We start from the raw sequence: 23,741 nt of genomic DNA, 5'->3' as shown, positions 1-23,741 counted from the left end.
GACCCCCGGAACCGGCCCGGACCGGCCACCGGTAGCAGTCTCTTCCGCCGCTCCAGGAGGCAGCCGTCCGAGGCAGCCCCACGGAACACGCCCGGCCCTGCGACGGCTGCCGCGGCCGCGCCACCGGGGCAAGGACCGTCGACGGAGTGCGGTGGCCGTCCTTCCCGCGAACGGCGGTCCCGGCAGGAACGAATCCTGCCGGGACCGCTGCCGGGCGCCATGGATGCCCGGTGGCCTGACGTGGACCGGTGGCCTGGGGTCAGAACGACCACTGGACGATGGCGTGGCCGGGCGTCCCGGGCTCGGAACTCCCGATGGCCGCGCCGCCGATCGTGCCTGAGGAGCCGGAGCCGCCCCGACCGGAACCGTCCGGGGCGGTGCCGCCGCTGTCGGCCGGCCGTCCGCCGGTCCCGCCGGCGCAGATGCCCCCCTGCAGGGAACCGTTGTACTTCGTGTCTCCGCCGCCGCCTGACCCGCCGGCGCGCACGTAGCCGCCTCCGCCCAGGGCGGTGGCCGTCGGCGGGGTTCCGCCGCCTCCCGGTCCTCCATCCGGGATGTAGACGTTCCCGTTGCGGGTGCCACCGCCCTGGCCGCCCTGGGCCGTGGTCAGGACCGTGGTACCGGAGGCGAGGGTGGTGTCTCCTCCGGCACTTCCGGGAGATCCGGTCGCCCCGCCGGCGCCACCGGTTCCGATCGTGATCGTCAGCTGCTGGGCGGGGAGCACGATGACGGCGCCGTGCACGTACCCGCCCGCGCCTCCGCCCCCGCCCCCGCCCGCAGGGGCCGTGTAGGAGCCGTTCGACAGAAAGCCGGCGCCGCCGCCTCCGGCCCCCCACAGGTCGACGGTCAGGCCGGTGACCCCGGCAGGCACGGTGAAGGTGCCCGACTGGTCGAAATCCAGCACACCCGTGGTGGCATGAGCGGGCGCGGTAGCCGTCACGACGGTGACGGCGGCCAGCGCCAGAACAGCGGTGCACGCCGGAAGACGTCTGCCGCGCGAGGACATGATGGTGGGGATCACGGGCGGGGTTCCTCTCTGCCAAGGTATCCGGACGAGCCGTCGGGGCATCGGCCGTGACCTGCCGTCGGGCGGCCGCTCCGGGACCGCTTCCCTGGTACGCGGCCAGGCGTGGATAGGCCAAGGCCGGGTCCGACGGCCGGCCACACCAAGCGTGTACGAACGTCCATCGGCTGGGAAACCGCACGAGCCCGCCCGGAGTACGACAGCCGGTCAACCCCCACGGCAGACCGCACGATCCGTCAACACGGGCCGCCCTGCCACGACCACAGCACAGCGGCCCTTCTCGCACCTCAGACGCTCGGGCCGGGGCAGACGCCCGCCGTTGCCGGGCCGTGCGGTACCCCGGGTACCCACACCGCCGCCACTCGTCCGTCCTTGCCTCTGCCAGCCCTCGGCGCCGGCCTGGTCGGACCGGTCCGCTCGCCCGCTTGCCCGGTCGTACGGCGTGGCCGGTCCTGACCGGGCGGCGGGTCGTGTTCCTTGACACTCCGGGCGTGGTCCGGGCCCCGGTCGGGTCTGTCCCGGGCCGGCTACGACGCCCACCGTTCGAGAGGCCGGCCCGTGGGCGGCCGGGACGCGGGGTTTTCCGCCGGGGGTGGTGGGTAGCGTCCGAACGCCTGAAGATCGTTTACCCGTACTGTATGGAGAATCCCGATGGCCGACGGCCTCTCGATCGATCTCGAAGCCCTCACCTCCGTCCTCGCCGGCAGCAAGGACGCCGCCGGCGTCAGGCTCGCCCCCCAGCAGCCCGGTGACAAGCCCGCCCTGGCCTACAGCCCCGAGACCGGCCAGCTGCACTCCACCGCGGACCCCGGCCGGGTCGCCGCCCTCGACCCGCAGTTCCTGGCCTGGATCCAGGCCACCATCCAGGCCACCAGCAAGCCCGCCACCGCCGCCCCCGCCCCGGCAGCCGCCGCAGACCAGGCGCCACGGTCGTACCACTACAAGTACGACGTGACCGACGGCGACGGCGACGGCGCAACGCCGGCCGCCGCCGAGCCGGCCGGCCAGGTCCAGGGCTCGTACTACGTGCTGCTCCCGGACAACCGGCTCATGACGGTCAGCTACCAGGTGGACGGGGAGTCCGGGTTCGTCCCGCAGATCACCTTCCAGGACAACTGGAGCCCCCTCTAGGCCTCCGCCCCAGGCCCGGAACCGCGTCGCGCCGTCTCGGTTCCGGGCGGACCGGGGCCGTCCGCCACGGACCGCCGCGGTCGGCGACAGGCTCCGGAACGTCGCCTGGCATGCGCCGCGCAAGGGAGGACCCCGTGGCGGACGGGCGTCGTCCTCCGCAAGGGCGCACAGCTTCGGCACACCGCCCTGCGACCCGACGGCCGGTCCGCCGGCACCGTCGTGGAGGAGGCCTCGAACGCCCCGCTCACCCGCGTGGTCCCGCTCGCGCCGGCCTCGCGCGACGGCGCGCCGCACCCGGTCCGCGAGGCGCCCGAGCCGGGGGTGCAGGGGCGGCCCGTGGGGTCGCCGGGCCTTGCGCACCGGGTGTTGAGGGGGCGCCGCGTGGAGCCGGCCGCAAGCGGCGCACACGCCGGGCTTCCCCGAGGACGGGGCCGCCCCCGACGCCGTGAGAAGGAGGGGTCCTGCCGGGGACCCTCCAGGACGTTCACGGGGCGCTCGTCCCGTACCCCGGCCGGACCGACATGGAGGTGACGGCCGAGGTCGTCCGGCACACCTCGACCGGAAAGGCCCGTCTGAAACGCGAAGAGGGTCCTCCCCGACCGGGGGAGGACCCTCCACGCGTTCTGGGTCAGGCGTTCTGAGCCCGCCCCAGGCGGTTCAGCTCGGCCAGGTCACGGGAAGCCTGGGCCCGCAGATCGACCTGTTCGACGTTGAGGGGAACCGGCTCGCCTGTGGGTACGACGGTGCCGTCGAACATCAGCACCACACCCGTGTACACGCCGTTGTCCACGGTCGCGTAGCCCTGTGAACCGGTTGCCTGGTCGATGTAGGAGACGAGGTTGCCGACGGTGTTCGGGGCGTAGGCACTGATGACGGGAATCGGAAGCGGGTCTCCGACAGGCAGCACACCCGAAGAATCGGCGGAATCGTAAGCGATCTTCCTGGTCTCGCCGTTCACGACCGCAGGAACGACCTTCGCGGTGCCGTCGGCGGCGGTGAATTCAACGAAGTACTGGTCGTTCGCATCGATCAGCAGCGCGGAGAAGTGGGCGGCGGCCCCGGAAACGTCGGTGACATCGGCTACCGGGTCGAAGACGTAGGCCTTGAGCACGGTCTGACCGACCGGCACCGCTGACGCCACGGTCTTCGGCATGTCGTAGCCGGCCAGGCCGAGTGTATTGACATTCATCCGACGCATGGCAACGAGAACAACGTTGCCGTCCGTCGGACCCGCCTGGAACTCATGGTTCGAAGCACTACCAGTCATGACGCCCCCTCATGATCCGTTTTGAGCTTGCCCGACCGATGCTACTGACAGTGTCAAGAGATGCTCATCCCGTCACCGCACCGAAATCTCAAACCACCTGGCAGCCCCGTAGGTCAGCGGTGCATTGCCTTCCACCTCAGATTGGACGGGACACTGGCGGGGCCGGGCACCGGCTGGGGCCCGCACGAGTCCCGTCATTCCTCGCTGACCCACCTCGCTGACCCACCTCGTTGAGCGGGGCGCGTTCGGGCTGATGCTGAGGGCCAAATCCTGGGACAAGAAGACGGAGAACATCCGCCGGTACTTCAAGCCCTTGGCGGAGGCCATCGCGGCCGTCACCGGCTTGCTCGCCCCCGGCGATGACCGCGGGTGGCCGTTTTGATCGTGTGGATGGGCCGGAAAGGCCGAATCCAGTTCCCGTGAGTGATCGCTTGGCTACGCTTGCCATGGCCACGATCGTGATCGATAGGGGAGTGTTCCATGACGTACGAGGTCGGCACGAAGGTGAAGCTGACGGGCAACGCGAAGGTGACGGAGCAGACCGTCGTGACAGGCAGCGGTGCGGGCACGTACTCCCAGGAGAGGGGTGTGGAGCGCGTGTCGACGACCTTCGCCACCCTCACCGGGGCGCTGTACCTCGCCGAGGACCTCGAAGGCGTCGTCACGGTCGCTCGGGACGCCGAGTCCGCCGTCGCGGAAGCGAAGGAGATGCTGGCGAGCTATGACAAGGCGGTCAGCGAAGGGATGGCTCCGCAAGAGGAGCTCCGTGCGGGGCTTGCTCGCAGCGTGACGGAGGCCGGAAAGATCCCCACGACCTACACGGTGCGGTTCGACAACGGACTGATCCTCGAAGGCTTCGGCGGGGACCTGCTGACGACGGCGTGACGTACCACCCGGGGCGATGTGGGGCTCGGCCTGGAGAGCGGCGGGATCGAGCCCGCCTGAGCAGACGACCCGCACAGCAGGTCCGACGTGCGGTGGGGACATGGCCGAGCGGGTGCGCCGATGCAGGCCGCCCACCGGGTCCGTCAGCGGGTCCGCGAAGCCGTCACCGCCCCGCCGGCCACGACGGCTCCCGGCCCTCTCCACGAGCCGGGTGACCAGCGCGGACGCCGCCGAGAAGACCCCGCAAGGGGTAGCTGCCACGCCCTCGGGCTCTCGCCTCGGCCTGCTCCGGGTCGCCGTAGCGGCCGCAAGCCGCCGGGCATCTCGGGCAGCACGAGGCTGTACCGGCCAACCTGTTGACGTGGCGCCGCACGAACGGGGAGAGGCGGGCGACGTCCTCGTCGCGGACATCGAAGCCGCCAGCACGCAACCGGTCGAAGGCGGTGTCCACGTAGCGGGTGTTGAACAGCATCAGGGCATGGAGGGCCGGGCCGAGCGCGCCGACCCGGTCCTCCATGCCCTCCTGGCAGTGCCGGTAGAGCTGGCCGGCGCGGCCGTGGAAGATCTACCGGGCAAGGGTGCGGCGGCCCTCCTGGAGGTTGGCCTGGCGCCGGTAGGACGGCTCGTCGGCCAGGCGCAGGACCTTGTTGGTCGCGGCCGTCACCCGCCGGCGCATCTGCGGGTCCGTCAGGTAGCGCAGCAGCCGGGATCGTGCGGATCACCCGCCCGACCTCGCGGAACGCCGCGTAGTGGGCGTTCTTGCGCGACCCGGAGCGCAGACGCCGCAACAGCAGGACGGAGGAGACCTTGCCTTCGCGCACCGACAGGGCAACGCGCATGAGGTCTTTGGAGTGCTGCTCGATCAGGTCCCAGTCGAATGACGTTGCGCCCCGGCTCGCCAAACAGGGAGTCGATGTGCACCTAGGAGGTCTGCCGGGTCGGCCGGAAGAACACCAGGTCCTTCCAGTTGCCGATCTCCGTGCTCCCGCCAGCCGGCCACCACCGAATAGCCCCAGCCGCAGGCCGCCGCCTGCCGGGCAGCCGCGAACTTCAGCCGGTCCTCGGGCTTGATCAGCCGCTCCGGGCGGACGTCGAAGAGCCACATGCCGCCGTCGGGCATCACCGCCAGGAAGTCGGGAACATGGCGCGATCGTCCTCCCTGGTGCTCGAAGTCCGGCTCGAACGGCCGCGGCAGCACCTCCAGGACGCCGACGAAGTCCAGGGCGACCAGCAGGCGCTGTTCCTCCGGCGACTCGAAGCCGTGGTGCCGCCCAGTGGAGACCATTAACTGCAGCCCCGGCCGGTGCATCTGCCGAGACCGCCACGTGAACCTCCGCACCGGCTGCGAGACCGACACCGGAACCGACGCCATGTCTCCGAGCTGCCAGGAGACCTCGGTTCCACCGATCAGCCACGTACCGACCCAGCGACGCAGCCAGCCATCCGCCAGCCGAAGGCGAGCCCGCTCGGCGGCATCACCCGCGTACGCCACCAGCAGATCGTCCACGCCGCACACACCGGACCCGATCAAGGCCCCAACCGAAGCACCCACTCATACACAACAGCACGGCCCGACCCCTCAGCACTGCCAGAGACCGCACATGACTACTACTCAACGTGACTCGACCGACACCCGGGCCAGCGCTCGCAAACTACAGCTCGGAATCGCAATCCATCGATCGAAGTCACACACGGCAGAGGGCAGTCCCCGGTAAACGACTACGAACCTCGGGCCGCTGCATGTCAACGTACTCATGTCGCCGAAACCGCAGGTCAACGAAGGGACCGGCCCCCGTGAATACCCCCAACAGCCTCCTGCCCGCCCCCGTCTGCCGAAGAACGCTCCCGGCTCGCATCCGACCACAGCTCGGAGCCGGTCCTCGCCTTGCTGTCCCGCCTCGGCTGGCCGATGGTCGACACCCCCGAGGCCAACGTGCACTGCACCAGCCCGGACGGGCGCATCTACGTTGGCTGGCTGCCTGAGGACCCCGGCGCGTGGAAGCGCGGCATCCTCTGGTGCATCCAGGTCCAGCCCACCGGCGCCGCCCCGTGGACCCAGGAGTTCGGTGTCCACACCCCCTCCGAGGCCGTCGCAGGCTTCCTCGCCGAGCTCATCGCCACCCCCACCCGCTGACACCGGCCAACTACCGCTCCCGGAGAACTCGTTGACCACACCGCGCCTCGACTACCTCATCGCCCACGGCGCCGGGCGCGACGCGCTCGGCCGCGCCCTGACCGACGCGCACATCGCGTGCGCGGACGGCTTCTGCCTCTCGGTGCTCGCTCCCGACCCCGCCGACCCGTTCCTGCTGCCCGCCATCACGCTGGAGGTCAGCTTCCCCACCCGCCGCCCCGAACCGTGGACCCTCTTCTGGCGCGAGCACCTCGAACCCGGCGCGGACGAGGACGACCCCACCGAATCCGTCTACCCGCACGTCCCCGTCGCCCTGGTACGGGACCTGATCGAGGCCCACGGCGGCGAAGCCCCGCCGATACCGCACCAACGCGCCTGACCGGCCCACCACCGCCACCGACCCCGGCAAAGGAAGCATCCCTGACGATCACCACCGTCCTCGCCCGCGCCCCCGGCCCAGTCATCTCCGCGCTCGGCCTGACCAACGCCTACTTCGTTCCACCCGTCTCCACCACGTTCGCCCTCAGCCTCGGCTTCGCCGTGAGCGGCCTGCTGCTCACCCTGGACGACGTCCACGAGAGCGACCTGCGCCGAGATACCCGTGTCCTCGCCCAGCTCGCCAAGACACCGGGCGGCACCCGGGTCCGCCGGATCGGCACCGCCCTCGGCCTGAGCGACCGCACCGTCGCCAGGTACCTCATCCGCCTGGCCGACGACGGCCTGGTCCTCCTCAGCCCCGAGAACGGGCCGCTGCCGCAGCGCTCCTGCCGCCTCGCCGACTGAACCACCACCGGCTGTCCCGGCCCAAGCCGGAGCAGCCGCCCACCACGGGCAATGGCATGACCACCCACCACGTCGCCTTCCGCTCGCTCATCGTCACCTCCACTACCGACCACCGCGAAGCCCGCCTCCTCCTGGCCAGCCCCGCCCTTCGGATCGTCCGCGCGGACGAGGTCCGTCCCGGCGACCTGATCGTCTCCGCCTTCACCGCCGGCACCCCGTACCTGCGCCGCTCCGACTACTTCGCCAGCGGCCCCTACCCGGCTGGCCCCGGCCCGTACGACCCGGCCCGTACGACCCGGCCTGCGGATGCGGTGTCTGCGGCCTGCCCGAGGTCGAAGGCCCGCGCGGCACCATGGTCTTCGCCCGGGACTTCCCCTGGGAGTGCTGCGACCCGTGGCCCGCCGACGAACCCGTCCTCGTCCGCCCCCGACACCGCCTTCCCGCCCCGACGATCCCGTCCGTCAAGAGAACCTGAGGGGCTGTGCTCTGCGAGAGGTTCCGCCTCAATCTCCCGTGACCACCGCCCCTATACCGCCCGGAGACCGCTGTGCCCCAGTACCTGACCGTCGCCCACCTGATCGCCCAGCTCCAGAACGTCGACCCGAACCTGCGCGTCCGCCTCGCCGTGAACCCGGACTGGGCCTTCGCCCACTACATCGGCACGGACGTCGTCGTCCACGACGGCATCGCCTACCTCGCCGAGGACGGCCAGGACAGCTACCTGCCCGCCGCCGTCCGCGACGAACTCGCCTGGGCCTGAGCCACCAACCGCCCCAAGGAGACCCGCATCCCCACCACCCATCGCCTCGCCCGCCCACAGCCGCTCGACCGATTCGCGCTGCACCCCGTGCCGCCGTGGGCGAGCGGTGCGCTCGTCCGCCGCGTCCCCACCGACCCCGGCCAACCGATCAAGGTCCTCTGGCTCCCGAACACGGTACCCAGACTCCCCTTCGGCCGCATCCTGCTGCGATGGGAGAAGGCCCCCGAGGCTGGCTGGGACGTCACCACCCGCCTCGGCCTTGCCACCACCGACGTCCACCTCGCCACCTGGCCCGCCGCCCCCGACGACTGGCCCCGCCTGGTGCGCCCCACCCTCCACGAGGTCACGGGCCTGTGCTCCGCCCTCGCCGTCGCCACCGCCGCCCTCGAACTCGCCAACCACGTCGCCGATTCCTGAGCACCACCACACAAGGCCGCCCCGCGCCGACCGGACCGGGGCGGCGTCGCCGTGCGCCCACCCGAGCGGCGGCCCGTACGCTCGTCACCGAAGCACCGAGGAAGGACAACGCATGGTCGACGACCAGCAGCCCTGGAGCTACGCCGAGGTCACCGCGCACCTGGGCATCAGCGTCGACGCCGCCCGCAACCGCCGAAACCGCGGCACCCTTCCCGCCACCGACGACACCAGCGTCCCCGACCGCCCCCGCTGGAAACCGTCTACCCTCCAGCGCTGGAACCCGATCGGTCAGGGCCACCGCACCAACCTGCACACCAGCCCGGCACCGACACCAGCAGCTGACGAAGTCCGCCGCGACCACCTCCTCCAATGCCCTCGCTCTGTTCCCCGGCTGCGACTTCCGCGACACGATGCCGACACGCCCGTGACCAGGCCAGCCCCAGGAAGGACTGCCCGCCGATGACCGATCGCCCGATCCGCCGCCCCGGCGCGCTCATCCCCTGCTGCGCCCTCGCCGCCCTGGGCGCCGCCACCGCCGTCCCGGCCGCCCTGGCCGACGCCTACGTGCTGTGCGCCATCGGCATGTTCGCCCTCGCCGGCGGCGCGCTCGGCGCCTACCGCACGATGCGCGCGGCCGACGAGCGGACCGACCGTGCCGTCCTCGAACACCTTCAGCAGGCCCCCGGCCACGCACCCGAGACGCTGGCCGACAGCCTCGGCCTGCGCCCGGCCGCACTCCGGCTCAGCCTCCACCGGCTGGCCGTCTCCGGCCAACTCCCCTCACCAGCACCTCCTCCGGCCCCGGAGCGCTGACCAAGCGAAGGGACCGCCGCCCGACACCGGGTGGCGGTCCCTTCACGTTTCCTGCCTATACCGGCGGAGAGTCCTTATTCTTCGGGCGTCGTATTCCTGGTCTATCCGGCGAAGAGCAGGCCCAAGCTGCCCTGCCGCCCTCGACCGCCTGGCCGCGTACCGGATCGCTGTGCAACCGGACCTGCCCAACGGCAGACCCTCGACATGCTGCGCCAGGACCGAGTCCTCGATGAAGCCGCCGCCACCGGCGACCCGCTCCATTGCATGCACCTGTTCGTCATCAGCGACAGACCGCGATGCACTACATCACCACGTGTCAGCGGCCAGCTGCCCTGGCCGCTGACAACCCTCAGCCTTCCGCGAGCCCACCTCGCCCTTCCCAGGTGGACCGAGCGCCACCGCCCGACCACCGCCTTCGCACAGGCGCGGCCGAGACCGGCCAGTGGCGCCGGGAGTCGCAGGAGCCTGTGTCCGACGTGGGTGGGAAGACCGTGGTCTTCCCACCCACGTCGGACAGGCCCGAGCCCGCGCGGAGGCGGTGCCGAGGCGGGCCACGTCAGTGCGTCGTTCCTCGCGGAGTGTCGGGGCTGGCTGGGTGGTCAGGGCTTCTGGTACATCACGTGGAGGTCTTCGCCGACCACGGCGGCCCCGACCTCGTTGGCGATGACGCCCGAGGCGATGGTTCCCATGGGCAGCCACCTCACGTCCAGCCCTCCTCTGTTGCACACGGCGACGAGGTTGCCCTGGGAGTCTCGGCCGATCAGCCACACACCGTCGCCCGCCACGGAGACGAGGGTGCCGCCGGGGTTGATGAGAAAGCTCGACGGCAGAGGCTTGAGGTAGTACGTATCGCCGTTCCGGACGCTGACGTGGACCGTGCCGTCGAGCGCGATGTGGTGCAGCCAGTGCCATCCACTGTTGTTCGCGGAGGACAGGCGCTGCTTGGACTTCCACAGGCTCTGGCGCGCCGGGTTCGACCAGTTCGTCGGGTCGGGGGCCCGGTTGAGGTACATGATGTCGTTGGTCCCCACCGTGGGCAGGATGAGGCCGGTGCTGTGCGAGAACAGGCTCGGCCCGTGGGAGGAGATGACACCGCCGGCCTGGTGGTTCCCCTCCCAGGCGGTCCCCGATGCGTTGAGGCGGCTGATGTAGACGTTCCGGTTCTCCCCGGTGGCCGACACGTAGAGCCTTCCCTGGTGGACGGTGAGCGCGGGCTGGTAGAACGTCGTCCAGCTGCGAACCCGCGCGGGCACGCTCCACATGCCGTTGGTGCACCTGCTCCACATGAGCGCATGGTCGCCCGGCCTGACGTAGGCGACGTACAGCGAGCCCTGGTACTCGCACAGTGCGGCGCCGGCGGCGCTGCGCCAGCCGAGGTTGACCGGGGCGCTCCAGGTGGTGTCGCCATTGCGGCGCACGACGTACTCGAGGGCGCCGCTGGGAAGCGGGGGCCGGTCGCCGCTGTAGGAGACGGTCAGCGCGTGGTGGCCGTCGCCGTTGAACTCCCAGACGGACTCCTTGCGGTGCCACAGGGTGAACAGGCCCCGGTTGTCCAGCGCGATCGCGCGAGTGCAGGACAGGTCGTCGTTGTTGCGGAAGTACTCCCAGAACGCGACGATCAGGCTGACCGCGTCCAGCAGCAGACCCAGCTCGTCGAAAGGCTGGGCGCTCCAGATGATCTGCTGGAAGATGTTCATGTCGCTCATCGTGTCGAGGAACGTCTCCAGCGCCTCACCGAGCTTGGTGAACCACTCGGCGTTGCTCTGGTCGGCCTCCCAGACGGAGACGTTCAGGATCAGCCCGTCCTTGACCCGGCCGTCGAACACGACCTTCCGGTTGCTCGCGAAGGCGCGGGTGTCGCCCTTCTTGACCGAGCCGAACTCCTGGGACCGGTAGTGGGGCGGGCGGTGCAGGTCGGACTGGATGGCGACGGTCCAGTAGATCTCGTCCTTGCCCCCGAACTGGTCGCCGACCGCCCGCCGAACGTGGAACTGCTTGAGCTCAATCTTCGAGGTGAACGCCGGGTTGGACGGCGCGGTGGCGGTCTCGGGCGGCGCCGAGGCGTACACGGTCGCACCGAACCCGACCTCGCCCACCCCCTGGACGAACGCAGCGCTGTCCACCTCCCCGCCCGCGGCGGCCGCGCCCAGGTCGGCGAGGGAGGCATGCGGGAGCGCCTTGGCCTCGGTTCCGATCACGGCCAGCCGGGCCCGGTACTGCGCCAGGGTGATACCGGTCGTCGGCGCCTTCGACGTCACCCAGGCCGGCACGATGTCCAGCGCCCCCACCTCCACCACCGCCGACCGGTACTCCTGCCCGGTGGCGCGGATCTCCGGATCGGACATCAGCCTCCGCAGGGACCGCAGCATGATTTGCTCCAGGTCCGTCAGCGTCGCACCCGTCCGGAAACGCTCAGCAGCGTGCAACGCGACCCCGAAGAGCACACCTGCCTCGCGTGAGCTGCGCAGGCCCCGCATTCACTTGCTGTCGGCGGCCGGCCCGGTACCGCGGAGCATTCCCCGTAGCCGCTCCCGCCGGTCCGACTCCTGCGACGTCAACTCGGTTCGCTCCGAGATGCTCTGGCCCTCCAGGGAGTTCTCACCACGTTCACTCTGCCCGCTGGCCCCGGGCTGTGGTGTGTTGTCGGCATCGTTCTCGTAGTCCGCCATCTGAAATGTCCCTTGGTCGATTCGATCTCGGTCACGGCGTTGTGCATGCCGTAGGCGCCGAGGTGCCAGGACGCGCGGCACGGCGCACTGCCTGGCCACGAGTGCGTCAACGCGCTGCGCGCCGCAGGCTGGGCTGGTTCCGGCGGAACCGGGGCCCTTGCGGGGCAGCCCGCGGTGGCACCGGGTTGAGCCCACCGTCCCCAGAGCCTGCCGGACACCTACCGGACGAGCCCCGACCGCAAGCGCGACGACGTACCGGGCGTGGCAGGAAGGCTCATCCAGGGTGAATGTCCTGGCGAGACGATCCGGCATGTCGAAAAGCTCCGAGATTCAATCGAACGAGGTGTACTGGCTGCGTCGGCCCGCTGCTGGCGCTATCGGTGCAGTCGGCCCCACCCATCCGGCTTGACGTGGTTCCGGGGCAATTCGGGCACAGGCACTCCCGGTCCGGACTGGCCCCACCGCTGACCAGGACGGACAGCATCAGATGGGGCCCGTTCAGGCCGGAACCGAACACTCGCGTGGGCCCAAGTCGAACCGGTTCCAGTGGGGCCGGCTGCACCGATAAGGCCAGCTGATGGTGTGCTTCGCCGACGGCCAGCAGGGCGAGCAGGGCCCAGGCGGTCTGGGAAGCGGCGGAGGCGCCGCGGCCGCGCCAGGCGGGGTCGGTGTAGGAGCGCCAGTCCTCGCCCCATCCACCGTCGGGGTTCTGATGGCCGGTCAGTCAGTGCGCGGCGGATCTCGGGATGCGCCGAGGGCAGGCCGGCCTTGACGAGGGCTGGGACGGCGGCACCGGTGCCATAGATATGGTTGACGCCCCACCGGCCGCACCAGGATCCGTCGGGCTCCTGTTCGGCCAGCAGGAAGGCGATGCCGTCTCGGACCGCGGGATGTGCAGCCATGCCCTGGTCGGCGAGCATCTCCACGACGTGGGCAGTGACGTCGGCCGAGGGCGGGTCGGTAACTCTTCCCTAGTCGCAGAACGGAAACCGGGCCGGCCAGGCGGCGGTGTTGTCCGCGTCGTAGGCCCCCAGCCGCCGTACCGGCCGCCAACAGTCGAGAGCCCAACGTGTGTCCGCAAGCCAAGAGCAAGTACCGACGTGCTCCACGACGCTGAATGCTATGCACATGGGGACGGTGCCCTCACCCAGATGTCACGCGGCCAATCCGTTTAGTGCTGTGACCGGCAATGTTCACCGGGTTGGCGATGGCCGTGGATGGCGTGTGGCCGTACTTCCGATGCGTAAGACGTCCGGTTCAAGAAATGACCGTAACGGAGGTCGCCTGCGGTCCCTTCGTACCTTGACCGACTTCGTATTGGACACGCTGCCCCTCCTCCAGGGCCCGGAACCCCCTCGACATGATCTCGCTGTAGTGGACGTACACCTCCGGTCCACCGCCCTCCGGCGCGATGAACCCAAAGCCTTTCTCTGCGTTGAACCACTTGACAGTGCCCTGTGCCATGACGTGCCTCCTGCTAGCTGGTGTATGAGTGCCCCAAGAGAGGCATTGCGAAGACATACCCGCCCGGAGGACAACCGAATGGGCCGTCACCCAGACGGGGCACCCCAGGCGGAAGATTGGTGCCGGAAGGTGCCAGCTCGATCTCAGGCGGGAAGATCGCCTTCGGCGACACCACCATTACCAGGTCCTTGTCGGGAACGCGGATGAAGTATGCGGGCGGCGTCAGCCGCTGCGGAACCAGCTCGATCCGCCACTTAAGTGGACACCAGCAGCCTCGTCGGCCTCTATGACACGCTTCGACGACACCAAGGTGCTTGCAGAAGACCCAGGTCGCCAGCCATTGTCCCGTCGCATTGCACCTGGCTGTCGATCTCGCTCCGAACTGCCGGGATGCCAGGTTGAGTGAGATCACGCAGGCTCGCCATTCTCAGAGCACCTGGCTTCGGCGGAGTCTGGACAGCCGCGGGCAGCGGTCCGTCGGTGGGCGGGCCTCGTTCCCGCTGTCGGGTGGGCGAACTGCGTTTCCGTTGCCCTGCTGACGCGTCACGCCCTGCGGACTAGCCTGATGGCGCCGGTCTCGCGCTCAGCCAGTCGCCGTCCCCGGCGGGCGGGCCCGGAAACCGGACGTGGCCAGTACCTCCACCAGCGACTGCTCCCGGGAAAGAGGCGGTCCCGATGCCGCAAGACGCCGAGTTCTTCATGCCCTACCCGCGCCGGTCGCACCCGCAGGGGAAGGCTGCGCTGGAACGCAACGTCCAGTGGGCCCGGAGGATTGGACTGTTGCCGGTTGATAGCGCCGTCGAACTGTACGTGTTCAGCGAGGGCGCCCGGTTCGGTCTAGAGTTCTGCCCTGACGCGGGCGACGACTGCGGGTTGTTGACCGACGCGATGGCGTTCTTCTTCATTCTCGACGACTTCCTCGACACCCCCGACGGCCGGCCCGCGGACGCCGTCGTGGCCGTCGTGCTGGAGATCGCGGACCTGCTCGGCAACCCGGGATACGTCCTGCGTGACGAGGCCCCGCCGCTCCTGGCGGCTTTCGCGGATCTGTGGGTGCGCATGTGCGAGGGCCGGTCGACGACCTGGCGTCGGCGCGCGGCTAGGACCTGGATGGACTACCTGTACGCGAACCTCACCGAGGAGGCCAACCGCCGCGAGCACCAACTCCCCTCGTGGACGGACTACCTTGAACTCCGACGGCACTCCGTCGGCTCCGTGCAGTGCCTCTACCTCTCGGAAGCAGCGGGCCACTACGAGGTTCCGTCCCTGGCCTGGCACAGCAGCCGCCTGACCGTCATGCGTCGTCTCGTCAGCGAGCACGTGGTCTTCACCAACGAGGTCATGGGCCTGGAGAAGGACGAGGCGCGCGGCGAACACAACCTCGTTCACATGGCCATGCAGCACGCCGATTGCACCCGCCAAGTCGGCATCGAACACGTCATCGCCATGGCGGACGAGCGGGTACGCGACTTCATGGACATCCACCAGAACATAGAGCCGTTCTGCGACCGCCTGGGACTCACTGGAGACGAACGCACCGCGGTCCTCCGCCATGTCGACCACGCACGCGACCTGCTCGCTGGGAACCTCTACGGCCACAGCGACTTCGGCCGCTACAGCCCCGAAGCAGCTGCCAGGCTCAGCCCTCACACAGCGGGACTGCTCGGCCAGGACGGAATTACCGCCGTGTAGTCGTTGGCCGCCAATTTGGGGGCGAAGGTGTCGCCCGATCTGAATCGGTGAGAACCCGACAGAACAGATGAGATCGAGTGGGAATCCGCCACCTACGATGCGACAGGCCAGCCATAGCCGCCTCGGATCCTGACCTCACCCCCGGGCAGTCCGCCGATTCGATCCTAGTGACAGTTTGCGTGCCGATGTGACGCCTACAACGCGTCGGCACACGGGGCGACGTCCGCCAGCGCTCAACCCGCCAAGCAAAACGCTCAGCCGCCAACTATGACGCTCAGTCACAGTCATGCTGAGTGTTCCGTCCGATGCAACACCGCTCGTTACTCCAGGTACAGCCCAGCGAACATTCCGTCGAACCCCAGGGCGATTCGGGCCTCGGTGAGGCTGCCGTACCGGGTCCAGGTCGGGTCCGCGATCATGGCGTCGAAGTCCCGCCGGGTGATCTCCGGCTCCAGCCACTCCGCCCCGCAGCGGCAGCCAATCCAGACGTGCCGGCGGTGGTTGATCAGCAGCCAGTCGCGGCGGGCGCGGCAGTTGGAGCAGGTCACCGGGATGCCGCGCAGTACCAGTTCGGAGGGGCGCTGCGCGAGGCGGACGGTGTCGGGTCCGCTGGGCGGCTGGGTCTCGTACTCCAGTTGCAGGAGTGGGTCGGAGGCGGCCGGGGCCTGGCTGGTGATCGGGGTCGGGGCGGTGGTGGTGTGCTCGGTTGCTCTGGTCACGGGCTCTCCGTTCGCGGTGCTCGGGTACTTGCGTAACACCTGGTGGAACCGGGTGTCGAGGGATTTCGGGGTCAGCGGCGTGGTGCCGGGCGGTGTGGGTCGGCCGGGGGCTGGGGCTGTGCCGGCCGCGCGGTGCGGGCCTGGGCCGGGCCGGTCCGGGCCCGGGTGCCGGCAGCCGCACGGGTGTGGGGGTGTTCGGGGTTGGCGGGCAGGTCCGCGAGGCGGCGGATGCGCCACACGAGGACGTCGGTGGTGTTGCGGGCGGTTTCCAGCTCCCGCCGGTCGACGGCCTTCTCCAGGAGGGCCTTGGGGTCATGGCCGGCCTTCTCGGCTTCGGCGAGGACGGCGGCCAAGGCGTCGTACTCGCTCGCCGGGCCCTTCGGGTTACCGGTGCTGCGGAGAACGGTGCGGATGGTGGTGTCGTAGCGCAACCGCTCGCCCTTAGGGAGGGCGCGGCCAATGTCGCGCAGGGTGCGCATCGGGGTGGCCGCGGCCTGCTGGTAGGCCAAGCGGAGGTGGTCGGCGGCCTGGCAGGAGGCGGCGGCCTGCTGGGCGTGGCCGCGGGCGGAGTGCCAGCGGGCGGCGGCCAGGGTGACGAGGACGAAGGTGGACAGAACCATCGCGGTGGCACCGCCGTCCTCGCCCCGGCCAAGCGCGCTGCCGGCGTGGACGATTCCGCTGGCGGCCGAGCGCAGGGCGCGGATATCGGCGTTTTCGGCACGGACGTGGCTGCGGGTGGCGCGTTCGAAGGAACGGGCTGCGGCCCGGAGTTCGGCGCGGGTGGCGGCCGGGGAGGTCTGGGCAAGGGCGTCGAGGAGTTCACCCGCGCCGACGAGGTAGGCGGCGGCTTCGTCGTCGTCCTGGTCGAGCGCGGCGACGGCGCGCTCGGCAGCGTGGGCAGCGTCTCGACGGCGGCGAGCGGGAGCGGAGCGGCCGGGGCGGGCCGGACGGTCCTCCGGGATGGGGGTGCCAGTGGCGGGTGCGGCGTCGAGGCGGTGGCGGATCTTGGGGAGGGAGAGGTCGGGGGCGAGTTTGGCCCCGGCGAACCAGATGGGCTCCCCACTGGCGTTGCGGTCGCCGGGTAGGGCGACGTTGTAGCCAACGAGGTCACCGGAAGGCAGATGGCGCAGCTTCACCCGCAGGCCGGCCTCGCGCAGGCGGGTGAGGAACTCCTCCTCGCTGGCGGCTCCGGCGACGGCTTGGCGGACGGCTTCGCGCAGGGTCTCGCGCGGGGGCTCGGTGCGGCCGGTGCGTTCGGCCTTGAAGTGCTCCTGGCTGGTGGGGTTCTTCGCCGCGGTGCCGTCGCCGGGGTTGAGCTGGCGCAGGCCGTATTCCGTCTCGATGAGGCGGGCTTCGGCCTGCGCCTTGCGCCGGTCGTAGGAGAGGTTGGCGAGGCGACCGTCCTGGCGCACGAGGGTGGCGGCGATGTGGATGTGGTCGGGTGCGTGGCGGACGGCGACCCAGCGGCAAGCGGTGGTGTCGCCTTCGGGTGCGATGCCGGTGGCGTGGACAATGCGGCGGGCGATGGTGGCCCACTCTGCGTCGTCGAGGTGGCGGTCGCCGGGGGCGGTACGGACGGAGCAGTGCCAGATCTTGTTGGCCGGGGCCTGCTTGCCGAGGGCCCTGACGGGCTGGTCGAGCTGGTTGGCGAGTTTGGCGACCTGGTGCCGTTCGGGGTTGGGGCCGGGGTCGGGTGCGAAGTCGTTCCAGGAGGCGACGAGGTGTTGGTGGGTGTGTTCCTCGTGTTTGCCGGGGCCGAAGAGGTAGTCGATGAGGGGGAAGGAGCGGTCGGTGCCGGTGCGGATCTTGGGGATCACCGGCGGACCATCCAGGCGACCGCGTCGTCGACCGCGTCGATGGAGGCCTCGACGCGCTGCAGCAGCACGCGGAGATCGGCAGTGGGTTGGCCGCCGGTGTTGAGGAAGTGGGCCACCTGGTTGACGTTGTTGCCGATGGCGGCGAGCTGGCGGTTGGACTCCATGAGTTCCTGGATGCCGCGCCGGTAGTCGGCGACCGCGGCGCTGGGGTCGGTGCTGGTGGCCGCGGCCAGTGTGGCGGCGGCACAGAAGCCGCCAGGGGCGAGGTCGGCGTGGTCGGCGGCCTTCCGGACGGCGGCCCACTCGGGTTCGCTGAACCGCAGGCTGACGCAGGTGCGGCGCTGGGAGGCGTGGCGGGGGCGGCGGCGTCGGGAGGCGGCGTGCTGGGAAGCGGTCGCGGTTTCTGTCCCGGTAGGCGACACCCCCGGGTCGACCCCCCGGTCGTCGGCGGGCCCCCCTGGGTTCGCCGACGACCGGGGTGCCCATGCCCCCTCCGGGGCAGGGGCGGGGTAAGCATCGCTTAGCCCACAACTTGCTCCGCCAGGAGCCCGATCAGGGTCACTGTCCGGTCCCTGTGTGGCGCCGTTCTGGTCGAGGGTGGTCACCGGCTGGCCTCGGCGTCGCGCTGGCGGAGGTCGAGGAGGAGGTCTTCGACGAAGTCGATGGCGAGGACGGGGTGGTGGAGGGTCCAGGGGCGGGAGTGCTGGCCGTACTGGACGCTGCGGACGCCGTCCGGGCCGATGTCGACGCGGTGGAGGTGACCGTGCTGGGTGAGGACGGCAAGCCAGGAGTCCGCCTCGGCCCAGGTGGCGGGGGTGGTGCGCATAGTGGGGTGCTCCCGGATGGTGGTGGTTCGGGTGTGTGACCCGCCGGGGTGACCTGGTCGGTCACCCCGGCGGTCAGGCGGTTGGTCAGCTCTGGCTGGCGGTGACCGGCTGACCGTCCTCGGTCCTGAGTTGGGCCATCAGCTGGGTCAGGGTGGCGCTGGACAGAGGGATCTGCTGGCCTCGGATCGCCTGACCGACCACCTTGCGGGTCAGCTTGTCCTCCTCCCTGACCGCCTGCCGAGCGATCTCCAGCAGGCCCTCGACGTCCAGGTCAGGGTGGGGGTCGCCGTCCCGGTCAGTGACCAGCGGGGCGGCAACCGGCTGACCGGCGTATTCAGTTCGGGTGACCTCCGTGGTGGCGACCGGCGGTCGGTCGGTGAGCGGCTGCTCGGTGTCCGAATGACCGTACGGGTCAGAAGACGTGGTCAGGCTGTCCATGCTGACCGAGGTCGGTTGTCGCACTGGGGTTGTGACCGGATCGCTGTCCGGCTGACCTGGTGCGGGGTGACCGGCGTTGTCCTGACCGGCGACTGGCACCACCGACCGCTTGGTCAGACCGGTCTGCCCTGCCGTGACCTGACCCCGGTCAACCTCGGCCGCTCGGTCGCCGTGACCGACCCGGTCAGCGACGCTGACCGGTCCCCGAGCGATGAGGATGTAGAGGTGGACGGCGCCGGCCAGGGCGAGCGGGGCGATGGTGGAGAGCACCGCGACCACCGTGTCGCCCAACCGAAGCCCGCCGGTTGCAGCGTTCTGCTCGTTGAGCCGGACGGCGTGCAGGGCGTTGGCCCACAGACTCGTCCCGGTGGCCGCGCCGAAGAGCGTCCACACGTAGATCCGAGCCCGTAGCGGTGCGTCGCGCAGGACCAGCAGGGCGCGCACCCCGTAGGCGATGAAGCCGTCGACGATGACCGGGAAGAGGTAGGTGAGGAGGTCTCGGACGTGGATGGCGACGGCCATCTGCTGGAGTGCGGAGAAGCTGAGCGCGCAGCCGGAGGCGCCGAGGGCGATGACGACGGCCCGGTCCCAGCCGGTGACGTGGGCGGTGGCCGAGGTGGTCGCGGTGGTGGTGCTCACGCAGCCGGACCGAAGTCGTCGCGGGTCAGTTGGTCGGTGCCGGTGCTGCTGCGGTCGGCCGCAGCAGCGCGGGTGGCTTCCTCGGCGATCTGCCGGTGGCGGATCGCGCGGCGGGTTTCGCGGTAGAGCTTGAGGGCGTGCTCGGGGGTGATCTTGAGGAGCCAGGCGAGGCGCTCGACTGGGACGCCCTGGCGGTAGCCGGCGAGGACGGTCGCGCGGCGCTCCGCCTTGGTGAGGTGGACGTCGCGTCCGGCCAACACGGCGTTGACCCGGCTGTGGTCGAGGCGGTCGTTGATCTTGGCGTGCAGCGGCTCGCGTTCCTCCTCGGTGAGGCCACCTCGGATGCCGTGGGTGTCGCCTGTCTCGAGGGCGGCGTCCAGGCAGGCGCGGGCGACCGGGCACTGGGCGCACAGCGCCTTGGCGGTGGCGATCTTGTCGGCGTCCTCCGGGCCAGGGAAGAAGGCCTCCGGGTCGACGGGGTGGTACTCGGTCGGGGTGCAGACGGCCTGGTCCTGCCAGGTGTGGTCGCCGAGGGTGCGGTGGCGGGCAGGGCTGGTCGTGGTGGTCATGAGGGGTTGCTCCGATCGCTCTCCGCGCGAGGTCGGCGTCGGCGAAGAGGTGCGCTGGGTCGGTGAAGGTCGGGCGGCTCGCCGTGTGGCGGCCGGGCGCGGCGGCGGCTCAGGCGGCGCGCTGGAGGCGTCTGCGGTCGACCGGCTCGAAGGCGACCCGCGTGGTCATCTGGGCGAGCCGGGAGGTGACGCGGTCACCGAGGTGGGCCTTGAGATCCCTGATTGGCAGGTTCGTGGTGATCAGGGTCGGGAGCAGGTGGTTGTAGCGGCGGTTGATCAGCCGGTACGTCTGCTCTTCGACGAACTCCGAGCTCTTGGCGGCGCCGAGGTCGTCGAGGATCAGCAGCGGCACCCGGCCGTAGGCGGCGAGCGTCCGCTCGGCGTCGGTGTCCGAGCTGGGCCGCAGCTCCGCGTAGAGATCCGCGGCGGTGGTGGCGCGCCAGCGCACCCCGATGCCGGCCTGTACGAGGGCGCGGACGGCGCCGTATGCCTCGTGGGTCTTCCCGGCGCCGACGACCCCGGCCATCAGCAGGCTGGGGCCGGTGGTGACCTGTCGGCGGGCGCCCGGGCTCGGCGCGGCGGCCTGGGCGGCGACTTGCCGCGCCCAGGTGAGGACCTGCGGGTTCGTGGCGAGCGCGTCGCGGTAGCGCGGCGGCAGCACGGCGTGCAGCACGGCCTCCGCCGCGTGCGGCTCCGGCTCGTCGGGGAGGGCGTCGACCGTGTGCTGGTCGATGCCCCGGGCGGCCAGGATGCGGGCCAGCCGGTTGAGCACCGAGGGGGCGTCGGCGAGCGTCTGCGGGTCGTGGTGGGTGCGCATCACAGCTCCTCGGCGTAGGCGGCGGCAGCGTCGACCGGGTTGGTCCACGCCTGGTGCGCGGGCACGCTAGACCGGGTTCCCGGCCGCGCCAAACCGGCGCTTCGTGCGTTCATGGCGTCGTTGACCAGGCTCGGCAGCCGGGAAGGGTGGCCCTGGATCTCGGCGAAGCGCCGCAGCCCGGCCCGGACGTGGTCAGCGGCGATGCCCTCGTCCAGCAGGGTTTTGACGACCTTGCCGAGGTGGCCGCGGACGCCGCTCGGCGGGCGCTCGGCGCAGGCGGCGACGTACTCGCCGACCAGTTGGCCGGCGGAGACGGTGTCCGCGTCGGGCGCCTGGCGCCCCGTAGGGAAAGAAGATCCAGGATCCAAGATCCTAGATCCAGGCGCCGAGGGCTCCGGGAGGCTCCGCCGAACCTTCGGGGAGGTTTCGGCGAATACTGTCTGACCTGTGCTTTTCCGGTGGGCCGGGATCGGCTTGGGATCGGCTTCGATCTGCGTGCTCACCGTTTCAGCAGCGCTCGGAGATGCCTGAGGGCCGGAGACTGTGACGGGCTCCTTCGGCAGTTGGAGGGCTTCCGGAGTGTTCGCCGAGGGTTCGACGAACACTCGGGGAGCGTTCGCGGCGTCCTCGGCTGCGGTTCCCGGGGTGTCGGCGAGGGCGGCCCGCTGGATGCAGGGACCCTTGCAGACGCCGCACCGCTCCGGCTCGCAGTGCGGGCACGCGGGCAGCCGGGACAAGCTGGGCTTGTCGATTTTCTGGTGCAGGCGCCAGGTCGGGTAGTGGAAGTACCGGCGGCCATCGCAGCCGGTGTAGCGGCAAACGGCTCCGCCTGCGGCGAGTTGCTGAAGGTGGCCCTCGACGTCAGCCCTGTTGATCTCGTCGCGCATCGGCCAGATGAGGCCGTAGACGATCGCGGCGTTGTCGCGGTGACGACCGTGGTCGTCGGCGTGGTTGGTCATGCCGAGGAAGGTGACCATCGCCGGGATGGACACCTCGGAGAGCGTCTCGCTCACCCAGGTCTCGGGCTTGATGGAGCGTATGCGCGCCATGTCAGCGGCCCCGAGCCGTCATGGCTGGACCAGCGACGCGCACGACAGCGGGGCCGAACTGAACTGCGGCGCGACGGAGGCCGCCTGTGACAAGGCGGGCGGGGATTCGGCTGGGCGAGGCCCGCATGCGATACTCCGGTTTCGTAGGAGCGCGCGGCGGTTCTCTCGTGCTAGGAAGTCCCGCCGCTGCGTAGTTGTGAACCGGTGCCCTGCGGGCTCCGGCCCGGCGTCCAGGAGCTGGTAACTCCCGGGCGCCGTTTGGTTTTTAGGCCCTTAGGGGCCGGGCGGTGCCATTGCCTTCCGCCGTTTCCGCCGCCGTCCGGCCGGCGGGAGCACGACCATAGGGCCAGTGGGCGCACAGATCCAGCGCGTTGATGCCGTCCCTGCCGCCCCGGGCCGGGAGCAGCGTGCAATCCGACCTCCACGCGAATTCGCGCAGCCGACTGAACCGCAGAACTGACACTAGATTTCCACGTAAATTCGGTCAACAAAGCCAGTGATCTACGCGCGTAGCTGTGGTCATTTTTCACACACCGAGAAATGATCTCTAGATCCTGACACTAGCTCCCTCCCAAGTGGAGGCACCCCACTGGGCACCCCCTCGAATATTTGACACGAAGTCAGCTCTCAGGCCTTACGGAACGTTACGTGAGCTATGCCACCACAGCTCCCTCACGTGCCCCCATGGCGCCACAACGCCCCCTCGGGCCGAAAAAGATCTTCCGTCGCCTGGGTATATTTCTCCGCCGGATACAAAGCAATCGCTTTGTCCAAGAACAACTAATTAAGGGTTGAACTACATGCAGGCCATTACCGTGCGGCAGTTCGGCGGCCCAGAGGTGCTGGAGCTCTGCGAGCTTCCCGAACCCTCGGTCCGCCCCGGCCACCTGAAGCTCCGAACCCGCCTGGCCGGCGTCAACTACGCGGACGTCCACCTGCGCGAGGGCACCTATCCGGCCCCGATGCCCCTGCCGTTCATCCCGGGAAACGAAGTGCTCGGCACCAGCGAGGACGGCCGCCGGTTCGTGGCACTCAGCCGCGGCGGCGGGTACGCCGAGACGGCCGTCGTCCACCGGAAGCTCGCCTTCGAGGTCCCGGACGGCATCGCGGACCACGACGCCATCGCCCTCATGCTCCAGGGCAACACGGCCTGGCACCTGCTCTTCACCGACCTGCGCGTGACGGCCGAGGACACCGTGCTGGTCCCGGCCGCCGCCGGCGGAGTCGGTTCGCTCGCCGTCCAGCTCGCCAAGCACGCCGGCGCCAAGGTCGTCGCCATGGCCTCCAGCGACGCGAAGCGCCGCACCGCCACCGAGCTCGGTGCCGACGCCGTCGTCGATTCCTCCACGACCGAAGGCCTCACCGAGCAGATCCTCGACGCCGCCGGCGGCCGCGTCACAGCCGCCCTGGAGATGACGGGTGGCGACGTCTTCCACTCCACCCTCGCCGCGCTCACCCCCCGCGGGCGTCTCGCCATCTTCGGCGCCGTCACCGGGGCCGACGGCCTCGTGCCGCTCACCAGCCTGCTGGCCGGGTCCAAGGCCGTCAGCGGCTTCTGGCTGCCGAACCTCTACCCCTCCCGCACCCACCTCAACGACTCGATGTCCGCCCTGTTCACCGCGGTCACCGAGGGCTGGCTCAAACCCCTCAACGGCCAGGTGTACAAGCTCGGTCAGGCCCGCCTGGCCCATCACGACCTCGCCGCCCGCCTCACCAGCGGCAAGGTCGTCCTCGACCTCAGCCTCTAACGGACGGCTCCTCCGATTCGTCGGCCTCCGGCCGCCGACAGGCAGCCTCCGCAAACCCTCACCGCACCACCGAACGGTG

25 protein-coding genes and 2 pseudogenes are annotated in these 23,741 nt (G+C 70.3%); 11 read left to right on the top strand and 16 right to left on the bottom strand.

Going from position 1 to position 23,741, the window contains the following annotated elements; genetic code table 11:
• Positions 1 to 259: 259 nt before the first annotated feature.
• Entirely contained in the window at positions 260 to 1,021 is a 762-nt protein-coding gene (locus ACIP4P_RS02885) for a hypothetical protein (RefSeq protein WP_400914051.1), read from the bottom strand.
• A 654-nt stretch (positions 1,022 to 1,675) separates the two neighbouring features.
• Between ACIP4P_RS02885 and ACIP4P_RS02880 the strand changes: the two genes are divergently transcribed.
• Positions 1,676 to 2,155, top strand: a complete 480-nt coding sequence (locus ACIP4P_RS02880) for a chitin-binding domain-containing protein (protein WP_400914050.1) — start codon at positions 1,676 to 1,678, stop codon at positions 2,153 to 2,155.
• Positions 2,156 to 2,783: 628 nt separating this feature from the next.
• Here the strand turns inward: ACIP4P_RS02880 and ACIP4P_RS02875 are convergent.
• Entirely contained in the window at positions 2,784 to 3,422 is a 639-nt protein-coding gene (locus tag ACIP4P_RS02875) for a hypothetical protein (RefSeq protein ID WP_400914049.1), read from the bottom strand.
• Positions 3,423 to 3,902: 480 nt separating this feature from the next.
• Between ACIP4P_RS02875 and ACIP4P_RS02870 the strand changes: the two genes are divergently transcribed.
• The gene (locus tag ACIP4P_RS02870; protein ID WP_400914046.1) at positions 3,903 to 4,307 is read left to right on the top strand and encodes a hypothetical protein; all 405 of its coding nucleotides are present in this window, start codon (positions 3,903 to 3,905) and stop codon (positions 4,305 to 4,307) included.
• Positions 4,308 to 4,470: 163 nt separating this feature from the next.
• On the opposite strand, the gene ACIP4P_RS02865 is transcribed toward ACIP4P_RS02870, so the two are convergent.
• The 3 genes and pseudogenes from ACIP4P_RS02865 to ACIP4P_RS02855 all read right to left on the bottom strand — a co-directional run bounded on the left by ACIP4P_RS02865 (position 4,471) and on the right by ACIP4P_RS02855 (position 5,814).
• Positions 4,471 to 4,824: a Tn3 family transposase gene (locus tag ACIP4P_RS02865; protein WP_400914044.1), complete on the bottom strand. Its 354-nt coding sequence runs from the start codon at positions 4,822 to 4,824 to the stop codon at positions 4,471 to 4,473.
• A 250-nt stretch (positions 4,825 to 5,074) separates the two neighbouring features.
• Positions 5,075 to 5,146 (bottom strand): annotated as a pseudogene (locus tag ACIP4P_RS02860) (hypothetical protein); the annotation flags it as partial.
• Positions 5,147 to 5,169: 23 nt separating this feature from the next.
• Positions 5,170 to 5,814, bottom strand: coding sequence for a hypothetical protein (locus ACIP4P_RS02855; protein ID WP_400914042.1), 645 nt, complete (start codon positions 5,812 to 5,814; stop codon positions 5,170 to 5,172).
• 378 nt (positions 5,815 to 6,192) lie between these two features.
• Between ACIP4P_RS02855 and ACIP4P_RS02850 the strand changes: the two genes are divergently transcribed.
• From ACIP4P_RS02850 to ACIP4P_RS02820, 7 genes are all read left to right on the top strand, one after another.
• Positions 6,193 to 6,441, top strand: coding sequence for a DUF317 domain-containing protein (locus tag ACIP4P_RS02850; protein ID WP_400914041.1), 249 nt, complete (start codon positions 6,193 to 6,195; stop codon positions 6,439 to 6,441).
• Between the two features lie 31 nt (positions 6,442 to 6,472).
• Positions 6,473 to 6,820, top strand: coding sequence for a hypothetical protein (locus ACIP4P_RS02845; protein WP_400914039.1), 348 nt, complete (start codon positions 6,473 to 6,475; stop codon positions 6,818 to 6,820).
• 161 nt (positions 6,821 to 6,981) lie between these two features.
• Entirely contained in the window at positions 6,982 to 7,224 is a 243-nt protein-coding gene (locus ACIP4P_RS02840) for a winged helix-turn-helix transcriptional regulator (protein WP_400914038.1), read from the top strand.
• A gap of 547 nt (positions 7,225 to 7,771) precedes the next feature.
• The gene (locus ACIP4P_RS02835) at positions 7,772 to 7,984 is read left to right on the top strand and encodes a hypothetical protein (RefSeq protein WP_400914036.1); all 213 of its coding nucleotides are present in this window, start codon (positions 7,772 to 7,774) and stop codon (positions 7,982 to 7,984) included.
• A gap of 87 nt (positions 7,985 to 8,071) precedes the next feature.
• Positions 8,072 to 8,401, top strand: coding sequence for an esterase (locus ACIP4P_RS02830; protein WP_400914035.1), 330 nt, complete (start codon positions 8,072 to 8,074; stop codon positions 8,399 to 8,401).
• 112 nt (positions 8,402 to 8,513) lie between these two features.
• Complete coding sequence (locus ACIP4P_RS02825) at positions 8,514 to 8,864, top strand: hypothetical protein (RefSeq protein ID WP_400914032.1); 351 nt, start codon at positions 8,514 to 8,516, stop codon at positions 8,862 to 8,864.
• Complete coding sequence (locus ACIP4P_RS02820) at positions 8,861 to 9,214, top strand: hypothetical protein (RefSeq protein ID WP_400914030.1); 354 nt, start codon at positions 8,861 to 8,863, stop codon at positions 9,212 to 9,214. The genes ACIP4P_RS02825 and ACIP4P_RS02820 overlap by 4 nt, the downstream gene beginning before the upstream one ends.
• Positions 9,215 to 9,813: 599 nt before the next feature.
• Here the strand turns inward: ACIP4P_RS02820 and ACIP4P_RS02815 are convergent.
• The 3 genes and pseudogenes from ACIP4P_RS02815 to ACIP4P_RS02805 all read right to left on the bottom strand — a co-directional run bounded on the left by ACIP4P_RS02815 (position 9,814) and on the right by ACIP4P_RS02805 (position 13,347).
• Positions 9,814 to 11,583: a hypothetical protein gene (locus ACIP4P_RS02815; protein WP_400914029.1), complete on the bottom strand. Its 1,770-nt coding sequence runs from the start codon at positions 11,581 to 11,583 to the stop codon at positions 9,814 to 9,816.
• 886 nt (positions 11,584 to 12,469) lie between these two features.
• Positions 12,470 to 12,953 (bottom strand): annotated as a pseudogene (locus tag ACIP4P_RS02810) (prenyltransferase/squalene oxidase repeat-containing protein); the annotation flags it as partial.
• Positions 12,954 to 13,140: 187 nt separating this feature from the next.
• On the bottom strand, positions 13,141 to 13,347 hold the full coding sequence (locus tag ACIP4P_RS02805) for a cold-shock protein (protein WP_400914028.1): 207 nt from the start codon (positions 13,345 to 13,347) through the stop codon (positions 13,141 to 13,143).
• Between the two features lie 675 nt (positions 13,348 to 14,022).
• On the opposite strand from ACIP4P_RS02805, the gene ACIP4P_RS02800 reads away from it, so the two are divergent.
• The gene (locus ACIP4P_RS02800) at positions 14,023 to 15,039 is read left to right on the top strand and encodes a hypothetical protein (RefSeq protein ID WP_400914026.1); all 1,017 of its coding nucleotides are present in this window, start codon (positions 14,023 to 14,025) and stop codon (positions 15,037 to 15,039) included.
• Between the two features lie 320 nt (positions 15,040 to 15,359).
• On the opposite strand, the gene ACIP4P_RS02795 is transcribed toward ACIP4P_RS02800, so the two are convergent.
• The 8 genes from ACIP4P_RS02795 to ACIP4P_RS02760 all read right to left on the bottom strand — a co-directional run bounded on the left by ACIP4P_RS02795 (position 15,360) and on the right by ACIP4P_RS02760 (position 21,914).
• Positions 15,360 to 15,758: a hypothetical protein gene (locus tag ACIP4P_RS02795; RefSeq protein WP_400914024.1), complete on the bottom strand. Its 399-nt coding sequence runs from the start codon at positions 15,756 to 15,758 to the stop codon at positions 15,360 to 15,362.
• 71 nt (positions 15,759 to 15,829) lie between these two features.
• Entirely contained in the window at positions 15,830 to 17,575 is a 1,746-nt protein-coding gene (locus tag ACIP4P_RS02790) for a mobilization protein (protein ID WP_400914020.1), read from the bottom strand.
• Positions 17,572 to 17,997, bottom strand: a complete 426-nt coding sequence (locus ACIP4P_RS02785; protein ID WP_400914017.1) for a MobC family plasmid mobilization relaxosome protein — start codon at positions 17,995 to 17,997, stop codon at positions 17,572 to 17,574. Before ACIP4P_RS02785 ends, ACIP4P_RS02790 begins: the two co-directional genes overlap by 4 nt.
• 179 nt (positions 17,998 to 18,176) lie before the next feature.
• Positions 18,177 to 18,401 carry a hypothetical protein gene (locus ACIP4P_RS02780; protein WP_400914014.1) on the bottom strand — a complete coding sequence of 75 codons (225 nt, stop codon included), beginning with the start codon at positions 18,399 to 18,401 and terminating at the stop codon, positions 18,177 to 18,179.
• A gap of 85 nt (positions 18,402 to 18,486) precedes the next feature.
• Positions 18,487 to 19,479 (bottom strand): DUF2637 domain-containing protein, encoded by a 993-nt coding sequence (locus tag ACIP4P_RS02775; protein ID WP_400914011.1) that lies wholly within the window; start codon positions 19,477 to 19,479, stop codon positions 18,487 to 18,489.
• Complete coding sequence (locus tag ACIP4P_RS02770) at positions 19,476 to 20,048, bottom strand: WhiB family transcriptional regulator (protein WP_400914009.1); 573 nt, start codon at positions 20,046 to 20,048, stop codon at positions 19,476 to 19,478. The genes ACIP4P_RS02775 and ACIP4P_RS02770 overlap by 4 nt, the downstream gene beginning before the upstream one ends.
• A gap of 109 nt (positions 20,049 to 20,157) precedes the next feature.
• Entirely contained in the window at positions 20,158 to 20,865 is a 708-nt protein-coding gene (locus ACIP4P_RS02765; protein WP_400914008.1) for an ATP-binding protein, read from the bottom strand.
• Complete coding sequence (locus ACIP4P_RS02760; protein ID WP_400914006.1) at positions 20,865 to 21,914, bottom strand: hypothetical protein; 1,050 nt, start codon at positions 21,912 to 21,914, stop codon at positions 20,865 to 20,867. The genes ACIP4P_RS02765 and ACIP4P_RS02760 overlap by 1 nt, the downstream gene beginning before the upstream one ends.
• Positions 21,915 to 22,714: 800 nt before the next feature.
• Between ACIP4P_RS02760 and ACIP4P_RS02755 the strand changes: the two genes are divergently transcribed.
• A complete protein-coding gene (locus ACIP4P_RS02755) occupies positions 22,715 to 23,662 on the top strand; it encodes a zinc-binding alcohol dehydrogenase family protein (protein ID WP_400914004.1) in 948 nt (315 codons plus the stop codon).
• Positions 23,663 to 23,741: the final 79 nt, after the last annotated feature.

Source organism: Kitasatospora sp. NPDC089509 (genome assembly GCF_044749365.1).
In the GTDB taxonomy this organism is placed as follows: domain Bacteria; phylum Actinomycetota; class Actinomycetes; order Streptomycetales; family Streptomycetaceae; genus Kitasatospora.
The sequence above is the reverse complement of the archived record's forward strand: the minus strand, read 5'-3'. Positions and strand labels throughout refer to the sequence as shown.

Excerpts from the sequence above, each read along its gene's own strand:
- ACIP4P_RS02880 (WP_400914050.1), top strand. The coding sequence starts at position 1,676 with ATGGCCGACGGCCTCTCGATCGATCTCGAAGCCCTCACCTCCGTCCTC.
- ACIP4P_RS02875 (WP_400914049.1), bottom strand. The coding sequence starts at position 3,422 with ATGACTGGTAGTGCTTCGAACCATGAGTTCCAGGCGGGTCCGACGGAC.
- ACIP4P_RS02870 (WP_400914046.1), top strand. The coding sequence starts at position 3,903 with ATGACGTACGAGGTCGGCACGAAGGTGAAGCTGACGGGCAACGCGAAG.
- ACIP4P_RS02865 (WP_400914044.1), bottom strand. The coding sequence starts at position 4,824 with ATGGAGGACCGGGTCGGCGCGCTCGGCCCGGCCCTCCATGCCCTGATG.
- ACIP4P_RS02825 (WP_400914032.1), top strand. The coding sequence starts at position 8,514 with ATGGTCGACGACCAGCAGCCCTGGAGCTACGCCGAGGTCACCGCGCAC.
- ACIP4P_RS02820 (WP_400914030.1), top strand. The coding sequence starts at position 8,861 with ATGACCGATCGCCCGATCCGCCGCCCCGGCGCGCTCATCCCCTGCTGC.
- ACIP4P_RS02815 (WP_400914029.1), bottom strand. The coding sequence starts at position 11,583 with ATGCTGCGGTCCCTGCGGAGGCTGATGTCCGATCCGGAGATCCGCGCC.
- ACIP4P_RS02805 (WP_400914028.1), bottom strand. The coding sequence starts at position 13,347 with ATGGCACAGGGCACTGTCAAGTGGTTCAACGCAGAGAAAGGCTTTGGG.
- ACIP4P_RS02800 (WP_400914026.1), top strand. The coding sequence starts at position 14,023 with ATGCCGCAAGACGCCGAGTTCTTCATGCCCTACCCGCGCCGGTCGCAC.
- ACIP4P_RS02780 (WP_400914014.1), bottom strand. The coding sequence starts at position 18,401 with ATGCGCACCACCCCCGCCACCTGGGCCGAGGCGGACTCCTGGCTTGCC.
- ACIP4P_RS02770 (WP_400914009.1), bottom strand. The coding sequence starts at position 20,048 with ATGACCACCACGACCAGCCCTGCCCGCCACCGCACCCTCGGCGACCAC.
- ACIP4P_RS02765 (WP_400914008.1), bottom strand. The coding sequence starts at position 20,865 with ATGCGCACCCACCACGACCCGCAGACGCTCGCCGACGCCCCCTCGGTG.
- ACIP4P_RS02760 (WP_400914006.1), bottom strand. The coding sequence starts at position 21,914 with ATGGCGCGCATACGCTCCATCAAGCCCGAGACCTGGGTGAGCGAGACG.
- ACIP4P_RS02755 (WP_400914004.1), top strand. The coding sequence starts at position 22,715 with ATGCAGGCCATTACCGTGCGGCAGTTCGGCGGCCCAGAGGTGCTGGAG.